At 56.0% G+C, this 17,462-nt stretch carries 16 protein-coding genes; 8 read left to right on the top strand and 8 right to left on the bottom strand.

The window, feature by feature from the left end:
• Positions 1-47: 47 nt before the first annotated feature.
• The 3 genes from der to BY447_RS05855 all read left to right on the top strand — a co-directional run bounded on the left by der (position 48) and on the right by BY447_RS05855 (position 4,576).
• Positions 48-1,538: a ribosome biogenesis GTPase Der gene (gene der / locus BY447_RS05865; protein ID WP_110330741.1), complete on the top strand. Its 1,491-nt coding sequence runs from the start codon at positions 48-50 to the stop codon at positions 1,536-1,538.
• A gap of 61 nt (positions 1,539-1,599) precedes the next feature.
• Positions 1,600-1,821, top strand: coding sequence for a zinc ribbon domain-containing protein (locus BY447_RS05860; protein ID WP_110330740.1), 222 nt, complete (start codon positions 1,600-1,602; stop codon positions 1,819-1,821).
• Between the two features lie 313 nt (positions 1,822-2,134).
• Positions 2,135-4,576: a glucose/quinate/shikimate family membrane-bound PQQ-dependent dehydrogenase gene (locus BY447_RS05855; protein WP_110330739.1), complete on the top strand. Its 2,442-nt coding sequence runs from the start codon at positions 2,135-2,137 to the stop codon at positions 4,574-4,576.
• A 349-nt stretch (positions 4,577-4,925) separates the two neighbouring features.
• Here BY447_RS05855 and BY447_RS05850 read toward each other — a convergent pair whose 3' ends face one another.
• The 3 genes from BY447_RS05850 to xseA form a co-directional block, all read right to left on the bottom strand.
• On the bottom strand, positions 4,926-5,258 hold the full coding sequence (locus BY447_RS05850; protein WP_110330738.1) for a protealysin inhibitor emfourin: 333 nt from the start codon (positions 5,256-5,258) through the stop codon (positions 4,926-4,928).
• Entirely contained in the window at positions 5,255-6,268 is a 1,014-nt protein-coding gene (locus BY447_RS05845) for a M4 family metallopeptidase (protein ID WP_033733519.1), read from the bottom strand. The genes BY447_RS05850 and BY447_RS05845 overlap by 4 nt, the downstream gene beginning before the upstream one ends.
• A 282-nt stretch (positions 6,269-6,550) precedes the next feature.
• Positions 6,551-7,924 carry an exodeoxyribonuclease VII large subunit gene (gene xseA, locus BY447_RS05840; protein WP_110330737.1) on the bottom strand — a complete coding sequence of 458 codons (1,374 nt, stop codon included), beginning with the start codon at positions 7,922-7,924 and terminating at the stop codon, positions 6,551-6,553.
• Between the two features lie 168 nt (positions 7,925-8,092).
• Between xseA and guaB the strand changes: the two genes are divergently transcribed.
• The 3 genes from guaB to BY447_RS05825 all read left to right on the top strand — a co-directional run bounded on the left by guaB (position 8,093) and on the right by BY447_RS05825 (position 12,270).
• The gene (gene guaB / locus BY447_RS05835; RefSeq protein WP_061063105.1) at positions 8,093-9,559 is read left to right on the top strand and encodes an IMP dehydrogenase; all 1,467 of its coding nucleotides are present in this window, start codon (positions 8,093-8,095) and stop codon (positions 9,557-9,559) included.
• Between the two features lie 68 nt (positions 9,560-9,627).
• The gene (guaA, locus tag BY447_RS05830) at positions 9,628-11,208 is read left to right on the top strand and encodes a glutamine-hydrolyzing GMP synthase (RefSeq protein WP_095706801.1); all 1,581 of its coding nucleotides are present in this window, start codon (positions 9,628-9,630) and stop codon (positions 11,206-11,208) included.
• 288 nt (positions 11,209-11,496) lie between these two features.
• Positions 11,497-12,270: a DUF3750 domain-containing protein gene (locus BY447_RS05825; RefSeq protein ID WP_110330736.1), complete on the top strand. Its 774-nt coding sequence runs from the start codon at positions 11,497-11,499 to the stop codon at positions 12,268-12,270.
• 30 nt (positions 12,271-12,300) lie between these two features.
• Here BY447_RS05825 and BY447_RS05820 read toward each other — a convergent pair whose 3' ends face one another.
• Positions 12,301-12,480, bottom strand: coding sequence for a hypothetical protein (locus tag BY447_RS05820; protein WP_013358712.1), 180 nt, complete (start codon positions 12,478-12,480; stop codon positions 12,301-12,303).
• Positions 12,481-12,656: 176 nt separating this feature from the next.
• Here BY447_RS05820 and BY447_RS05815 point away from each other — a divergent pair, with 176 nt between their 5' ends.
• Together BY447_RS05815 and BY447_RS05810 are read left to right on the top strand one after the other, a co-directional pair.
• Complete coding sequence (locus BY447_RS05815) at positions 12,657-12,902, top strand: hypothetical protein (RefSeq protein ID WP_061063102.1); 246 nt, start codon at positions 12,657-12,659, stop codon at positions 12,900-12,902.
• A 20-nt stretch (positions 12,903-12,922) separates the two neighbouring features.
• Positions 12,923-13,420, top strand: a complete 498-nt coding sequence (locus tag BY447_RS05810) for a helix-turn-helix transcriptional regulator (RefSeq protein ID WP_110330735.1) — start codon at positions 12,923-12,925, stop codon at positions 13,418-13,420.
• Here BY447_RS05810 and mgtE read toward each other — a convergent pair whose 3' ends face one another.
• From mgtE to ppx, 4 genes are all read right to left on the bottom strand, one after another.
• Positions 13,421-14,854 carry a magnesium transporter gene (gene mgtE, locus BY447_RS05805; protein ID WP_110330734.1) on the bottom strand — a complete coding sequence of 478 codons (1,434 nt, stop codon included), beginning with the start codon at positions 14,852-14,854 and terminating at the stop codon, positions 13,421-13,423.
• Positions 14,855-14,988: 134 nt separating this feature from the next.
• A complete protein-coding gene (locus BY447_RS05800; protein ID WP_013358709.1) occupies positions 14,989-15,174 on the bottom strand; it encodes a YfgG family protein in 186 nt (61 codons plus the stop codon).
• A gap of 101 nt (positions 15,175-15,275) precedes the next feature.
• A complete protein-coding gene (gene tehB, locus BY447_RS05795) occupies positions 15,276-15,890 on the bottom strand; it encodes a tellurite resistance methyltransferase TehB (protein WP_110330733.1) in 615 nt (204 codons plus the stop codon).
• A gap of 41 nt (positions 15,891-15,931) precedes the next feature.
• Positions 15,932-17,458, bottom strand: coding sequence for an exopolyphosphatase (gene ppx, locus BY447_RS05790; protein ID WP_013358707.1), 1,527 nt, complete (start codon positions 17,456-17,458; stop codon positions 15,932-15,934).
• Positions 17,459-17,462: the final 4 nt, after the last annotated feature.

The following is a 17,462-nucleotide window of genomic DNA, read 5'->3' as shown; positions in this document are numbered from 1 at the left end:
ATAATCACGCCATTCGGGCGATTCATTATTTATTGAGGCATTTTGTTATGGTACCTGTGGTCGCGCTGGTTGGGCGTCCCAATGTGGGAAAATCTACGCTATTTAACCGCTTAACCCGCACACGTGATGCGCTGGTAGCGGATTTTCCTGGACTGACTCGCGATCGCAAATATGGTCGCGCCGAAGTGGAAGGGCGCGAATTTATTGTTATTGATACCGGTGGTATCGACGGCACCGAAGAGGGTGTTGAAACGCGTATGGCCGAGCAGTCACTGCTGGCGATTGAAGAAGCCGATGTTGTTCTGTTTATGGTCGATGCACGTGCGGGCATGATGGCCGCCGATCAGCAGATCGCTAAGCATCTCCGTTCCCGTCAGAAAGCGACTTTCCTGGTGGCGAACAAAACTGACGGTCTCGATCCGGATCAGGCGATTGTCGACTTCTATTCACTGGGCCTGGGCGAGATTCATGCCATTGCAGCCTCGCATGGTCGTGGTGTGAGCAGCCTGATAGAAGAGGCACTGCTGCCGTGGATGGAAGAAGCTGAGACGGTCGAGCTCACTGAAGAAGAAGAGAACCAGGCTTACTGGGCTGCGCTTGAAGCTGACGAGATTGCTGAGCAGGAAGCCGCAGAGGAAGAGGAAAACTTCGACCCGACTGGCTTGCCAATCAAACTGGCGATCGTTGGCCGTCCTAACGTAGGTAAGTCAACGCTTACTAACCGCATCCTGGGCGAAGATCGTGTGGTGGTCTACGACATGCCGGGTACCACGCGCGACAGTATCTATATTCCGATGGAGCGTGATGGACGTGAATACGTTCTGATCGACACCGCAGGCGTGCGTAAGCGTGCCAAAATCTCGGATACCGTAGAGAAATTCTCGGTAATCAAGACGCTGCAGGCGATTGAAGATGCCAACGTCGTGATGCTGGTGATTGATGCCCATGCCGGTATTTCCGATCAGGATCTCTCGCTGCTGGGCTTCATTCTTAACAGTGGTCGCTCGCTGGTGATTGTGGTCAACAAATGGGATGGCCTGTCGCAGGAAGTGCGTGATGAAGTGAAAGAGACGCTGGATTTCCGTCTGGGCTTTATCGATTTCGCCCGCATCCACTTTATCTCTGCGCTGCACGGCAGCGGCGTGGGTAATCTGTTTGAGTCGATCACAGAAGCCTATGACTGTTCGACCCGACGCGTTAACACCTCGCTGCTGACCCGCATCATGAACATGGCGGCAGACGATCACCAGCCGCCGCTGGTACGCGGTCGTCGCGTTAAGCTTAAATATGCGCATGCTGGTGGCTATAACCCGCCTATCGTGGTGATCCACGGTAACCAGGTTAAGGATCTGCCAGATTCTTATAAACGCTACCTGATGAACTATTTCCGTAAATCACTTAACGTGATGGGAACGCCAATTCGCATTCAGTTCAAAGAGGGTGATAACCCTTATGAAGGCAAACGTAACCTGCTGACGCCAACGCAGCAGCGTAAACGTAAGCGTCTGATGGCGCATATGAAAAAGAATAAGCGTTAATAAAATGAGGGCCATCTGGCCCTCTTTTTTTTGTGCTGAATAACGCAGGAGGGTGAACATAATGCGTGTACTTTGTGAAAAATGTCAGCAACTGCTGTCGCTCAGCGACGGTGAATTTATCTGCACAGCCTGCGGAGCGCATTACCCGGCGCATCCCTGCTGTCCTGAGTGTCATCAGCCACTTGAGGTGCTGAAATCCTGCGGCGCAGTGGACTATTTTTGCCGCAACGGACATGGTCTGATCTCCCGCAAGCGCGTACTTTTCCAGCCACCCGGTCACTGACCTCGCTTTCAGCTACGCTTAAAATGTCAGATAACGCAGCGTGACCCTGGCCCTTTTTTGTAGCAAAAATGCTATTACGCCGTAACAAACGCGTTGTATATGTTCACTCTGTAATGTACCAGGTGGTACAATCCTGCCGCGTCGTGGGAGGGGTCAGCCACATCCGTGCTCTTCCGGCCCACAGATTCTCACGGACGCGGGTCTGTTTATATTCGATTTGAAACAGTGCAATGCTCTGCGCGGATGTGCATAACGCGCCAGAGTCCGGACGGCATCTGTCCGGATGCTCTGTTTATTCAGGAGAGTAAGTGTTATGGCTGAAACATCCTCCCGCTCCGGAAAGGGGCTGGGAATCGCATCCATGCTGCTCGGACTGGTGCTGCTTGCCACCGGTCTGTTTTTTGCCATTGGCGGCGGTAAACTGGTAGCCCTTGGCGGCAGCTGGTACTTTTTAATTGCGGGTATCGTCACTGTACTCTGCGCAATTCAATTCTTCCGTCGCAAATCATCGGCAGTGGTTCTGTTCCTGCTGGTCTTTGTCGGCACCCTGATCTGGTCACTTTTCGATGCGGGTCTGGAGTTCTGGCCACTGGTTTCGCGCCTGATGGTGCCAGCCGGACTGATGCTGCTGGCCTTCCTGATCTGGCCTTCACTGCGTAAGCACGAAGGTAAGCACTCACTGGCAAAACCTTCATACGCCTTCTCTGCGCTGCTGGCGGCAGGCATGGTGGTAACGCTGGTGCAGATGTTCCAGCCACATCCTACCGTTGCAGCGACCGGCGAAGAGCTGCCACTGATCCCGGTTGATAAAGCGAAACAGCAGAAAGACTGGGATAACTACGGTAACACTCCGCAGGGCAGCCGCTTTGTGGCGCTGGACCAAATCACCCGCGACAACGTGAAAGATCTGCAGGTCGCCTGGACCTTCCACACCGGTGATACGCCTGTCAGCCCGACCGGTAACGGTGCGGAAGATCAGCAGACACCGTTGCAGATTGGCAATACCCTTTACCTCTGTACGCCGCACAACAACGTCATCGCGGTTGAAGCCAACAGCGGTAAGCAGATCTGGAAACGTGAAATCAATGCCAAAGCAGAAGTCTGGCCACGCTGCCGTGGTCTGGCTTATTTTGACGCAACCAAACCGCTGCAACAGCCGGATAAGCCGGGCTCTTCACCTGTACCTGCCGCTGTGCTGCCAGCCGGTGACAGCTGCCAGCGTCGCATTCTGATGAACACCATCGACGCGCGTCTGATTGCGATCAACGCCGATAACGGTGAGTTCTGTGAAAACTTCGGCGATCACGGCATCGTTGATCTTAAAGCGGGACTGGGCCAGGCACCGGATCCACAGTATCAGCTGACGTCAGCGCCAACGCTGGCGGGCACTACCGTCGTGGTGGGGGGTCGTGTCGCAGATAACGTGCAGACCGATATGCCAGGTGGTGTGCTGCGTGGCTTTGACGTTATCACCGGTAAAATGCGCTGGGCGTTTGACCCAGGCAATGTGGACCCGAATGCGATTCTGATGCCGGGTAAAGATTATACCCGCAGTACGCCAAACTCCTGGGCGCCGATGTCGTACGACCCGGCAATGAACACGGTGTTCATCCCGATGGGCAGTTCCTCGGTTGACCTCTGGGGTGCGAACCGTACCGAACTGGATCACAAATACGGTGCTTCAGTGCTGGCACTGGATGCGACTACCGGTAAAGAGAAGTGGGTCTATCAGACCGTACATAACGATCTGTGGGACTTCGACCTGCCGATGCAGCCAAGCCTGATCGACTTCCCGCAGAAAGATGGCAGCACCACGCCAGCGGTGGTGATTGGTGGTAAAACCGGCATGATCTTCGTGCTTGACCGTATGACCGGCAAGCCGCTGACCAAAGTCGAAGAACTGCCGATGCCGCAGGGTCATATCCCGAACGAGCAGTACACGAAAACACAGCCACACTCGACCGGTATGCCGCAGATTGGCAACCAGACGCTGAAAGAGTCTGACATGTGGGGTGCAACGCCGTTCGATCAGCTGGCCTGCCGTGTTGCCTTCAAATCGATGCGCTACGACGGCCTGTTCACCGTGCCGGACACCGACAAGTCGCTGAGCTTCCCGGGTTCGCTGGGCGGGATGAACTGGGGCAGCATGTCGATCGATCCGAACAACCATCTGCTGTTCGTCAATGACATGCGTCTGGGCCTGTGGGTTCAGATGATCCCGGCGGATACCAGCAACATTGCCCGTGGCAGCAACGGCGGCGAAGCGATCAACACCGGTATGGGTGCCGTTCCGCTGAAAGGCACGCCATATGCTGTGAACAAAAACCGCTTTATGTCGCCGCTGGGCATTCCTTGTCAGAAGCCGCCATTTGGTACGCTGTCGGCGATTGATCTGAAAACCCAGAAAATCGTCTGGCAGGTGCCGGTCGGCACTGTGCAGGATACCGGTCCGTTTGGCATCAAAATGCGTGTGAAAATGCCGGTTGGCATGCCAACGCTGGGCGGTACGCTGGCAACACAGGGTGGCCTGGTGTTCATCGCCGGTACGCAGGATTACTATCTGCGCGCCTTTGACTCTTCAACCGGTAAAGAGGTGTGGAAAGCACGCCTGCCGGTCGGCAGTCAGGGTGGCCCGATGAGCTACGTTTCACCAAAAGATGGTAAGCAGTACATCCTGATCTCAGCAGGTGGCGCACGTCAGTCACCGGACCGCGGTGATTACGTGATTGCTTACGCGCTGCCAGACAGCAAGTAACAACGCATAAGGAAAAGGGCCGACATTGTCGGCCCTTTTTTTGAAAAAGACCTGGCCGGTTCGCTGCAAGAGCGAGCATGCTCAGGAAACACGGTCAGATCGGAAAGTCGCAAAATCGTCATCCATGACTGCTCGGCCCGCGCGATTACGCACCTCATCCCTGAGGTGCGCCCGTTGCCGGGCCAACGCGTTGCGTTGTTCAAAAACGCTCCCGGCGTTTTTGTCCCAGGCGCGGGACGCTTTCCTCCTCTGACCGTGTTACCTTCGCTTTAAGCTTATTCGTTGCTGCAAGATTCACATCGGATTATCCGCTGTCTCCGGGCCGACATTGTCGGCCCTTTTTATTTGCTTATTTTCCGTCGTGCCACAGCGCCTTTAGCTCAGGCGGGGCTACCTGTTCCGGGATCAGCAGCACAATGGTGCCCGCCTCACGGCGGGTGGCATACTGAATCTGGATGCGAAAATAACGCTGGTCGCCACTGCCCACCTGTGCGGCTTTCTCCTCGGGTTCGCCCAGCGGCATCGCCTGCTCAAGCGCGTGGCAGACGCGCTGTTTTTCAGGGGGTGGCAGTTCGCCCAGCATAAAACGACGTTCGGCACGCAGCCCCGGAATAAAGGCCATGCCGCCTTCACGTGCGACGACGATGGTCGCATCATCGGTGAGTTCGGGCAGGTCACTCATAGCACGCCAACCTCCTTCCACGCCTGTTCAATGGCACTGCTCACTGACGGGTTAAACCGCTTTTCGCCATGCTTAATGGTGAAGCGAGCAAAGGTTTTAAAATCTGCATCCTGTGGCAGTTCGTCGTCACACACCGTGTCATACCAGGCATATCCCGCCTGTTCCCACGCATGACCACCCAGCGCTTTGGCCGCCAGATAAAAAGCCCGGTTAGGAATGCCGGAGTTGATATGCACGCCGCCATTGTCTTCGCGGGTTTTCACATAGTGATCCATGTGGGCCGGTTGCGGGTCTTTGCCCAGCAGCGGGTCATCGTAGGCGGTGCCGGGTTCGGACATCGACCGCAGGCCACGCCCGTTAATCCCCTTCGCCAGCAGCCCTTCACCAATAATCCAGTCTGCTTCATCCGCACGCTGCTTTTTGCTGAACTGTTTTACCAGCGAGCCAAAGACATCCGACAGCGACTCATTCAGTGCGCCAGCCTGCTCAAAATAGATTAATCCTGCTTCGTTTTCCGTGACGCCATGCGCCAGTTCGTGGGCCACAACGTCAATCGCAATGGTGAAGCGATTAAAGATTTCGCCGTCACCATCGCCAAATACCATCTGCTGACCGTTCCAGAAGGCGTTCTGGTATTTCTCACCGTAGTGCACGGTACCCAGCAACTTCAGGCCCTGACCATCCAGCGAGTTACGCTGATACGCCTGCCAGAAGAAGTCATAGGTGACGCCAAGGTAGTCCCAGGCTTCTTCAGCCGCGACATCATCATTACCCGGCTGGCCTTCCTGACGAATCAGCTTACCCGGCAGGGTTTCCTGGTTTTGCGCATCATAAATTTCACGATCAACATGACCGCCCGCCGCCGTTTTCACGCCGGTCGGTTTTTGCCAGTGTTCCGCCATCAGGTGCTGAACGTGCGTCAGAGTGCGGCGCGCCTGCTCCTGCTGGTGGCCGGAACTGTGAGCGATGATCTTGCGAAGGATATAGGGAGGAATAACGCAGTAAGCCATGTGAGACTCCTTGGCAAAAAGGAATGAGTCAAAAGTATAGACCCGTCTGGCTGGTTAGACCTCATTAGCGAGGCCAGCGGTAAATGGAAAAATGTGAGGTGGCGCGCAAAGTCAGTGTCAGGGGCGGACTGGAGATGGCGCTTATTTTTCAGACAACCATTCTGACGGATTCTATGAGAATTTGTGGTAGCAAAAGTCAGTCATAAACACAATCGGTCAGGCTGTACAGGCCTCATGAATGAGACCAGCGGTAAGCGGAGAAGTGTGAGCTGGCGGAGAGCGTCAGGAAGCGGTTTTACGGCGGAGCTTCTTTTCAGGCAACAGCTGTGTCACCTGGCTTTCAACCCAGCCATCATCCAGACGGGTGCGCAGCAGGTCGCCGCTCTGTAGCTGTGCGGTTTTCTTCACCACCTGACCGGCGGTGTCGGTGGTCACGCTAAAACCACGTGCCAGCGTCGCCAGCGGGCTGACACCTTCGAGCTGTGCGACCAGCTGACCAAACTGCTGTTTATTATTGCTCAGCTGTGATGCCATGCTCTGCTGCAGGCGATAGTGCCAGCTTTGCAGCTGTTTTTGCGCCTGGAACAGACGCTGCTGCGGCTGTTGAGCGTTGAGCCGATGCGCCAGGCGATCCTGCTGACGTGTGGCCTGACGCAGGCGGGTTTCCATCGCTTCACCCAGACGCTGCTGCAGGCGGAACAGGGCGGTCTGCTGACGGGCCAGACGCAGCTGTGGATGCTGCTGCTGCAGGCGATGTTCAAGACGCGTGTAAAGCCGCTGCTGGCGCGCCAGATAGTAATCCATCGCCATCTCCAGCCGCTGCTGCTGCGACTGCAACTGGCGCAGCAGTTCCAGCTGGTTCCGGCTGACGATTTCTGCGGCTGCTGAAGGGGTAGGGGCGCGTAAATCGGCGACGAAGTCAGCAATGGTGACATCCGTTTCGTGACCGACGGCGCTGACGACAGGAATGCGGCTGGCAAAAATGGCGCGCGCCACGCGTTCGTCGTTAAAGCTCCATAAATCTTCCAGCGAACCGCCGCCGCGCCCGACGATTAACACATCGCATTCGTTACGCAGGTTGGCAATTTCAATCGCCCGGACGATAGCCGCTGGCGCATCGACGCCCTGTACCACAGTCGGGTAGATGACCACAGGCAGGGAGGGGTCACGGCGATGCATGACGCGTAATACATCATGCAGCGCCGCGCCGGTGGAGGAGGTAATAACCCCGACCTGACGCGCCGGTTCCGGCAGCGGTTGCTTATGCTGCGGCTCAAACAAGCCTTCGCTCGCCAGCTTTGCTTTCAGCAGTTCAAACTGCTGTTGCAGCAGGCCTTCACCCGCCGGATGCATGCTTTCAGCAATCAGCTGATAGTCACCGCGAGGTTCATAGAGCGTGATGTTGGCGCGAACCAGCACCTGCTGACCATGCTGCGGCCGAAAGGTGACGCGACGGTTGCTGTTGCGGAACATGGCACAGCGAACCTGAGCGCCATCATCTTTCAGCGTGAAGTACCAGTGACCGGAAGCCGGTTGCGTGAAGTTGGAGATCTCGGCGCTGATCCAGACCAGGCCCATCTCTTTCTCCAGCAGCTGACGCACTGTCGTATTGAGACGGCTGACGGTAAAAATATTGGCGGTAGATGGCAGCGACATGTGACGAAGATCAAATTCCAAATCAGCAGGTTAATTCATCGATACTACAGGGCTGTCAGTGCGGATCAAGAGTTTTTCGTAAATAATGCTGGAGGCAATCGATTACGGCCTGTATAATGCCGCGGCAATATTTTATCTAATCTCAATCACCCGAGGTGGAGTATTGCCATGTTAAGAATCGCTAAAGAAGCACTCACTTTTGACGACGTTCTGCTCGTTCCTGCTCACTCCACCGTCCTGCCTAATACGGCCGATCTCAGCACTCAGCTGACCAAAAATATCCGTTTGAATATTCCTATGCTCTCCGCTGCCATGGATACCGTGACCGAAGCGGGTCTGGCGATTGCGCTGGCACAGGAAGGCGGCCTTGGCTTCATCCACAAAAACATGTCGATTGAACGCCAGGCGGATGAAGTACGCAAGGTGAAGAAACATGAGAGCGGCGTCGTTACCGATCCGCAGACCGTGCTGCCAACCACGCCGCTGGCTGACGTTAAAGCCCTGACCGAGCGCAACGGCTTTGCGGGCTATCCGGTCGTCAACCGCGACAACGAACTGGTCGGTATCATCACCGGTCGTGACGTCCGCTTTGTGACAGACCTTTCTCAGCCGGTCTCTGCGGTTATGACCCCGAAAGATCGCCTGGTGACGGTGAAAGAGGGCGAAGCCCGTGATGTCGTGCTGCAAAAAATGCACGAAAAGCGTGTTGAGAAAGCGCTGGTGGTGGATGACAGCTTCCATCTGCTGGGCATGATCACCGTTAAAGACTTCCAGAAAGCCGAACGTAAACCTAACGCCTGTAAAGATGCGCAGGGTCGTCTGCGTGTCGGTGCGGCAGTAGGCGCGGGTGCCGGTAACGAAGAGCGTATCGATGCGCTGGTTGCTGCGGGCGTTGACGTGCTGCTGATCGACTCTTCACACGGCCACTCTGAAGGCGTGCTGTCACGTATCCGTGAAACCCGTGCCAAATATCCTGACCTTGAAATCGTCGGCGGCAACGTTGCGACTGGCGCGGGCGCACTGGCGCTGGTCGCGGCAGGCGTCAGCGCTGTTAAAGTGGGTATCGGTCCTGGCTCTATCTGTACGACCCGTATCGTAACCGGCGTGGGCGTTCCGCAGATCACTGCCGTCTCTGACGCTGTGACCGCGCTGGAAGGCACCGGTATTCCGGTTATCGCCGATGGCGGCATCCGTTTCTCTGGTGACATTGCGAAAGCGATCGCCGCCGGTGCTTCCTGTGTGATGGTCGGTTCGATGCTGGCGGGGACCGAAGAGTCACCGGGCGAGATCGAACTCTATCAGGGGCGTTCATTCAAATCCTATCGCGGTATGGGTTCACTGGGCGCGATGTCCAAAGGCTCTTCTGACCGTTACTTCCAGACCGATAATGCCGCTGACAAACTGGTGCCGGAAGGCATCGAAGGCCGCGTTGCCTATAAAGGCCGTCTGAAAGAGATCGTACATCAGCAGATGGGTGGCCTGCGTTCGTGCATGGGCCTGACCGGTTGCCCGACCATTGACGACCTGCGCACCAAAGCGGAATTTGTCCGCATCAGCGGCGCAGGCATCAATGAGAGCCACGTGCATGATGTGACCATCACCAAAGAGTCACCGAACTACCGCATGGGTTCATAATCCCGATTTCCCGCCCGGCTTCAGCCGGGCGCTTTTATTGATCAAGTCACCGTTCTGGAAACCCCTCAATGACGACGGAAAATATCCATAAGCACCGCATTCTGATTCTCGATTTCGGCTCACAATATACTCAGCTGGTTGCCCGCCGCGTGCGCGAACTCGGCGTTTACTGTGAACTCTGGGCATGGGATGTCACCGAAGAGCAGATCCGCCAGTTCAACCCAAGCGGCATCATCCTTTCCGGCGGCCCGGAAAGCACCACCGAGCTGAACAGCCCGCGTGCACCTGAATATGTCTTCAGCGCTGGCGTGCCGGTGCTGGGTGTCTGCTACGGTATGCAGACCATGGCGATGCAGCTGGGCGGCACCGTTTCAGGATCAAATGAGCGCGAATTTGGTTATGCGCAGGTCGAAGTCACCACGCCAAGCGCGCTGGTTCGCGACATCGAAGATGCGATTAGCGCTGCGGGTAAACCGCTGCTGGATGTCTGGATGAGCCACGGCGACAAAGTCACGGCGATCCCGGCTGACTTCGTGACCGTTGCCAGCACAGAAAGCTGTCCGTTCGCTATCATGGCCAACGAAGAGAAGCGTTTCTACGGCGTGCAGTTCCACCCGGAAGTGACCCACACCCGCCAGGGTCTGCGGATGCTCGAGCGCTTCATCATCGACATCTGTGAATGTGAAGCCCTGTGGACCCCTGCCAAAATCATTGAAGATGCCGTTGAGCGCCTGCGTGAGCAGGTGGGTAACGACAAAGTGATCCTCGGTCTGTCAGGTGGCGTGGACTCCTCTGTGACCGCAATGCTGCTGCATCGCGCCATTGGTGACCGCCTGACCTGCGTGTTTGTGGATAACGGCCTGCTGCGTCTGAACGAAGCACAGCAGGTGATGGATATGTTTGGCGACCACTTTGGTCTGAACATCATCCATATACCGGCTGAAATGCGCTTCCTGGATGCGCTGGCGGGTATTGATGAACCTGAAGCCAAGCGTAAAACCATTGGTCGCGTCTTTGTGGAAGTGTTCGACGAAGAAGCGCTGAAACTGCAGGACGTGAAGTGGCTGGCGCAGGGCACCATCTATCCGGACGTGATTGAATCGGCGGCGTCTGCCACCGGTAAAGCGCACGTGATCAAATCGCACCACAACGTCGGTGGCCTGCCGAAAGAGATGAAGATGGGCCTGGTTGAGCCGCTGAAAGAGCTGTTCAAAGACGAAGTGCGCAAGATTGGTCTGGAGCTGGGCCTGCCATACGACATGCTGTTCCGCCATCCGTTCCCGGGTCCGGGTCTGGGCGTGCGCGTACTGGGCGAAGTGAAGAAAGAGTATTGCGACCTGCTGCGTCGTGCCGATGCTATCTTCATCGAAGAGCTGCACAAAGCGGATCTCTACAACAAAGTCAGCCAGGCATTCACCGTCTTCCTGCCGGTTCGCTCGGTTGGCGTGATGGGTGATGGCCGTAAATATGACTGGGTTGTCTCGCTCCGCGCGGTAGAAACCATCGACTTTATGACCGCACACTGGGCGCACCTGCCGTATGATTTCCTGGGCCGCGTCTCTAACCGCATCATCAATGAAGTCGACGGTATTTCCCGTGTAGTGTATGACATCAGCGGTAAGCCACCGGCGACGATTGAGTGGGAATAAACCGGTTCGCGCCGATTAAACCCTGATGCCTAAAAAGCCCGCTTCCAGCGGGTTTTTTATTGCCTGAAACACACGCAGACTCCCCGCTTTAACCTTTCGGCACATCCGGATAGCCATCTGACGGTTTTCTGTTCACATTGCCGGGAATTACGCTATCCTCCATGCAGTAAAAGCTGCACTTCACTTCAGCTGTGTCCCGCTTTCACCGATCTATCCCAACGCCACCACTTACTGAAACCGCCTGCTGATCAGGCATTTCGTGATTCTTACGTCACCAGGAATGTTGTCATGCTCTCACTGAAAGTGTTCAGCCTGTTTTTTGTTGCCGTACTGCTGTTATCGCTCGGAGCCAGCATTGCGCAGGCAACGCGTCACGGCGAAAGTTCAGAGTCAGGTGGCTGGGCGACTGCCCGGCGTGATTCGGCTGGCATAGCGCCCGATCCGCGCGCTTTATATAGCCTGGCTATCGTGCAGGTCTATGCCGCGCCGACCTATGGCTGGAAAGGGCGGGTGGCGGTGCATCCGTGGATCATCTTCAAGCGTGCGGGTGAAACACACTACACGCGCTATGAAGTGATTAGCTGGGGCAGTGGTGATAAGGTCCGCCGCAACACCAACCTGCCGGATGGTTACTGGTATGGCGCAAAACCGCGGCTGCTGGTGGAACATCGCGGACCGGAAGCTGAAGCAATGATCCCGCAGATAGAAGCCGCCATTAAATCGTATCCGTGGCCGACAACCTACCGTGCCTGGCCAGGTCCGAACAGCAACACCTTCCTGGCACACATTGGCCGTGAAGTGCCCGCCCTGAGGCTGGATCTCCCCGCCAATGCGCTGGGCAAAGATTACCGGCCACTGTGGCGTCCTGTCGGGCTGCCGCCATCCGGGCGCGGTGTGCAGGTGTCGATTCTGGGCGTGGCGGGCGTGACACTGGGTGCAGAAGAGGGATTTGAAATGAACCTGCTGGGTCTGAACATGGGACTCGATTTTTCGCCATTCCGGCTGCGGCTGCCGTTTATTGGCGGTCTGGGCAACGACAATCTTCAGCAGGACAAGCCCTGACAATATGGCCCCGTCAGGGGCCGTTTTGCCTCAGCACACGCCAAAGTCACCTTCTTCATGATAGAGGTTGACGCTCTCTGCCTTCACTTCGATCTCTTTCTTCGCCGCATCATCAATGCGCGCGCACCACAGGGTGTCGCCTTCTACGCGGAGCACCTGCATTTTAGGGCCGCCGGTTTTCGACTGAACAAAATCCTCTGCTTTAAACATATTGCCTCCATTAATTATCGTTACTGCTGCCGATCGTTTTTTGCGTGACGTTTTCCAGTTTATACCCTGACTGTTTTACTGCGAGAAAAAGTCTCCGCATGCTGAGCCATATTAAGAAATATTCATTGAGTTGTCAGTTGACAACTCTTTCATTCGGCGTCAGCATAGGGGCACATATGGCAAGGAAGCGGCATCCCAGTAAAGAGATAGAGATGGCGTTACGTTACGCCGAATCCCACGGCTGGCTGGTGGTTACCGGAGGCCATCATGCCTGGGGCAAAATGTACTGCCCGAAAAATCTGTTGATGTGCCGATGCGGGGAGTTCTGTCTGACCTGTATCTGGAGCACACCAAAAAACGTACATCATCATGCCCGTGCGCTGCGGCGCGTGGTCGATAACTGTCACTATCTGAAGTCCTGAGACAGCACAAGGAGAGGCATATGGAATATTGTTTTACGCTACGGTTCAGCCTGCCGGAAGGGCATGCGCCGGTGGATGAGATGCTGGAAACGCTGGCAGCAGCAGGCTGTGACGATGCGCTGATCGGTCTGGGGATGCCTGGACGAATTGCACTGGAGTTCACCAGGGAGTCTGACTCTGCAACGGACGTATTAAAGCAGGCGGAAGAGGATGTACTGCGAGCGATACCGGGCGCCACGCTGGTGGAAGCAGCCCCCGATTTTGTGGGCCTGACAGATGTGGCGGAGATCATCGGCATGACGCGACAGAATATGCGTAAGCTGATGCTCAGCCACCGCCCGCCGTTTCCGCTGCCGGTGCATGACGGTAAAACCGCTATCTGGCACTTAGCGGATGTACTGGAGTGGCTGAGCCAGCGCGGTAATTATACGCTGCCCGCAGCGACACGTGAGCTGGCACAGGTGACGCGACAGCGCAATCTTAACGGGTCGCTGCAACGTTACGGTCTTCACATCTGATCAGTGCGGCAGCAGGAAGATTGTCGCCAGCCCCAGGAAGATAAAGAAGCCACCGGTATCGGTCAGTGCGGTGATCAACACACTGGAACCCACAGCCGGATCGCGCTTCATTTTGGTCATCACCAGTGGGACCAGCACGCCCATCAGCGCGGCCAGCAGGAGGTTCAGCGCCATGGCCAGCATCATGACCCCGCCCAGTGCCATATTGTCATACATGATCCAGGTAATGCCGCCCATGATGCCGCCCCAGAACAGGCCGTTGATCAGCGCCACGCCAAGTTCACGGACAATCAAAAACGAGAAGTTACCCGGTTCAACCTGATGTAAGGCCAGCGCCCGCACAATCATGGTGATGGTCTGGTTACCGGTGTTGCCACCGATACCCGCGACAATGGGCATCAGGGTTGCCAGCGCGACGATCTGCGAAATCGTCCCTTCAAACAGCCCGATAACGCGCGAGGCGACAAAAGCGGTACAGAGATTAATCGCCAGCCAGGCCCACCGTTTACGCACCGATTTACGCACCGGCGCGAAAACATCCTCTTCCTGACTGATACCGCCCATTTTACGGATGTTGCTTTCGTTTTCGGCGTTGACCAGGTCGATGATGTCTTCAATGGTGACACGGCCAATCAGTTTTCCTTTTGCGTCAGTGACGGCGGCAGATATCAGGTTATAACGCTCAAAGGCGCTGGCGGCGTCTTCGGCCTTATCGTTGAGCTGGAAGGTGGTCGGGCGCGCATTCATGACGTCGCTCACCAGGGTTTTAGGTTTGTTAAGCAGGATATCTGTCAGCATCAGCTCGCCCAGCAGCTGATTCTCTTTATTGGTGATAAACAGCTTATCCGTGCCGCCTGGCATGTCTTTACGCTTACGCAGAAAACGCTGCACCGTTGCCAGCGTGACATCGTCGCGCACCGTCAGGATATTGAAATCCATCACCCGGCCCACGCGATCGCGGTCGAGCTGCACCATATCGAGCATGCGGGCGCGTAGAGCAGGCTCCACGGTTGCCAGCAGGCGTCCGGTCAGGTCACGCGGCAGATAACGCGCCAGCCAGACCTGGTCGTCGATATCCAGCGGCTGGATAGCTCGCAGAATATCGCGATCGCTCATCTCCTCGGTGAGGCTGGCCCAGACCGTTTCAGAGGCTTCAACCAGCACGTGGCCGCGCCGCTCATTTGGCACCAGCCGCCACAGCGCCTGACGCTCCTCTTCGGGCAGGGCTTCGAGAATATCCGCGAGGTCAGCGGCATGCAGTTGCAGAATGTCCTGTTCCAGCGCATCACGCTGGGCCGCATTTTCACGTTGCTGTTCAGGATTGAGATCGCCGGATTTCTCCAGCAGAGCATCAACCAGATCGTGCTCGTTGAGCAGCAGCGTCAGAATGCGATGACGTATTTCACTTAAACGTTGAGAGTGAGAGGCAGACACAATGAGATCCCTTTAGTCTGAAAGCACCAGCACGAAGTGTAGCGTTTCGCCTGAAAAAGGGATGCAAAAAAGAGTCCAGTTGTCTGGATAACATTTACTTTTAAGAAGTCTTTCAGGCGAAAAGTCAGTATTCGTTAGCGCGTATCACCTGATGTAACGGTAACCGGTTCAGGAATCGCTTTCTGTTGCTGGTGATGCTCGAAGGCAGCGGGCAGGATAAATATCAGGCGACTAAAGAGAATGATAAAACTGATCAGCAGCACAATACGGGTCATGGTGCCGGTTTTTTGACGTCTTCGGGGAGAAATAGCGCTGTTCACGCGGGGTGGTTCCTGTAATGACCCCATCAGGGGCGACTGCAATATTTAGTCACAGTCGCCTGATGAAATCAATCGCTGTTGAAAAAAACAGCAGATAAAGATCAGTAACTCGCTTTTTGTGCCAGCAGCGTAGCAAAGCGGCAGGTAATGCGGTTGCCATTTTCATCTTTGCGATGCAGCTGGCCGGGATGTTCGTTGTACTTCACGATGTGCCAGTTACGGTAGTAGTGGCTCAATTCGCCCGACTTGAAAGCAAAGGAGAAATCAGCCGGGCAGGGCATATCTTCCGTATTCATCGCCGCCACAATCAGGTTGAAACCATCCCTGACCGTACAGGCCTGCATGTCAGCAATCAGCTGTGGAATGGTCTGCGGTTGCAAAAACATCATCACCACGGTCGACAGCACAAAGTTAAAGCCGCCATTAAACCGCGTGTTGTTCAGGTCGCGCTGCTCGGTGTGAATTCCGCTGAGGTTTTCCCGGGCAATAATATCCTGCAGGCGGGCCAGGCTTTGCGGATTATGGTCCCATGCCGTGACGTCAAAGCCGTGCTGGTTCAGAAACAGCGTATTGCGTCCCACGCCACAGCCCAGATCCAGCGCCTTGCCGACGTTGAGCTGAGGCAGAGCCGCAACCACTTCGGAGTGGGGCGATGTTAAACCATAGATTTCGGCAAAATAGTTTTCGCCTGAAAGTGGTGCAGTTGGTTGTGTCATATTCATCAATTCAGTTAAACGGGCGCCAGGCGCCCGGGTTGTCAGGCTTCTTCTTCGAGGATCAGCTTCCATCCTGTGACGTCGTTCCAGTAAACCTGCTCACGTTCCAGATCGAGCTGAACCAGGTTGTTCTGGTTGAAGTAGCCCGCTGGGAAAATCAGCGTCCAGTGGCCGTCATCGCATTTCAGAGTTAACGCATCCGGACGCGTAGTGGCCTGGCGCTGATTGTTCAGCAGGGTACCCAGGCGCAGCAGGAAAATCAGCGGCACAAACTGCTTTTTCTTGAACAGCGTGACGCGCGGCAACTCGTCGAGCTTCACCGCTTTGCGGTGGAATCTGACCAGCGCCGCCAGCAGCATCTGCTGATCCTGATTGAAGCCCGGCAGGTTGGTATTTTGCAGGATATAGGCGGAATGACGTTGCAGGGCGCTGTGATTAATCGTCAGACCCACTTCGTGCAGCATCGCCGCCCACTTCAGCAGGGCGGCCAGCTGCGGATTGGCCAGTTTCGGGTTCTGCTCGCTCCACTGAAGGTAAAGCTGCTCGGTGGTGTCCAGCACGCGGCGCGCCTGATCGCTGTCGATGGCGTAATGATTTGCCAGACTTTGCGCCGTACGGCTGCGAATATCCTGATGGCGGAAACGGCCCTCCATTTCATAGAGCACGCCTTCACGCAGCGCACCGTCAGAAAGACGCAGCTCGCGAATCGCCAGCGCATCAAACACGCCACACAGAATCGCCAGTCCGGGTACAAACACCCCTTTGCGTTCTTCCGACAGGCCCGGCAGGCTGAGGGCCGCAAAGGATTTGTGCTTCATCACCTCGTCGTAGAGCTTGTCGAGGCGCTCAGGCGTAATCAGCTTCTCTTTCTCATCCATCGCCTGCAGCACTTCGCAGGCGGCCTTGATGGTGCCGGACGCACCCAGCGCATATTGCCAGCCATGCAGACGGTATTGCCACGCCAGCGTTTCCAGCTTCTGCGCAGCCGCTAAGCGGGCGCGACGGAAGTTTTCACGACTGATTTCGCCTTTCGGGAAATAGAGCTGGGCGAAACTGACGCAACCCATGCGTCGGCTCTCAACCAGTTGCGGTTCAAAATCCTCGCCAATCACCAGCTCGGTGGAGCCGCCGCCGATGTCGATCACCAGCTTGCGACCTTTCTCCGGCTGCGTGTGTTCAACACCCATAAAGATCAGACGCGCCTCTTCATGGCCTGAAATCACTTCGATCGGATAGGGGATCACCTCAGCAGCCCGCTGCAGGAAGGTTTCGGCGTTGACCGCCTCGCGCAGCGTATGGGTGCCGACAATCGTCACGTTGCTGGGACTGAACCCCTGCAGGCGCTCGGCGAACAGAGCCAGACAGGCTAATCCCCGCTCCATTGCCTCTTCGCTGAGGTTGTGTTGAGCATCCAGCCCGTCAGCCAGATGGACGCGCTGTTTAAGGCGGCCCAGTACCTGCATCGCACCATCGACGACCCGCGCAATCACCATATGGAAACTGTTCGAGCCCAGGTCAATCGCCGCAAACTCCTGGGGTTTTGGCGTACTTTTATGAGAAATTGGCATAGGA

Source organism: Pantoea sp. JKS000250 (assembly GCF_003201065.1).
Classification (GTDB): Bacteria; Pseudomonadota; Gammaproteobacteria; order Enterobacterales; family Enterobacteriaceae; genus Pantoea; species Pantoea vagans.
Note: the sequence above shows the minus strand (reverse complement) of the source record. Positions and strands in the feature narration are given on the sequence as shown.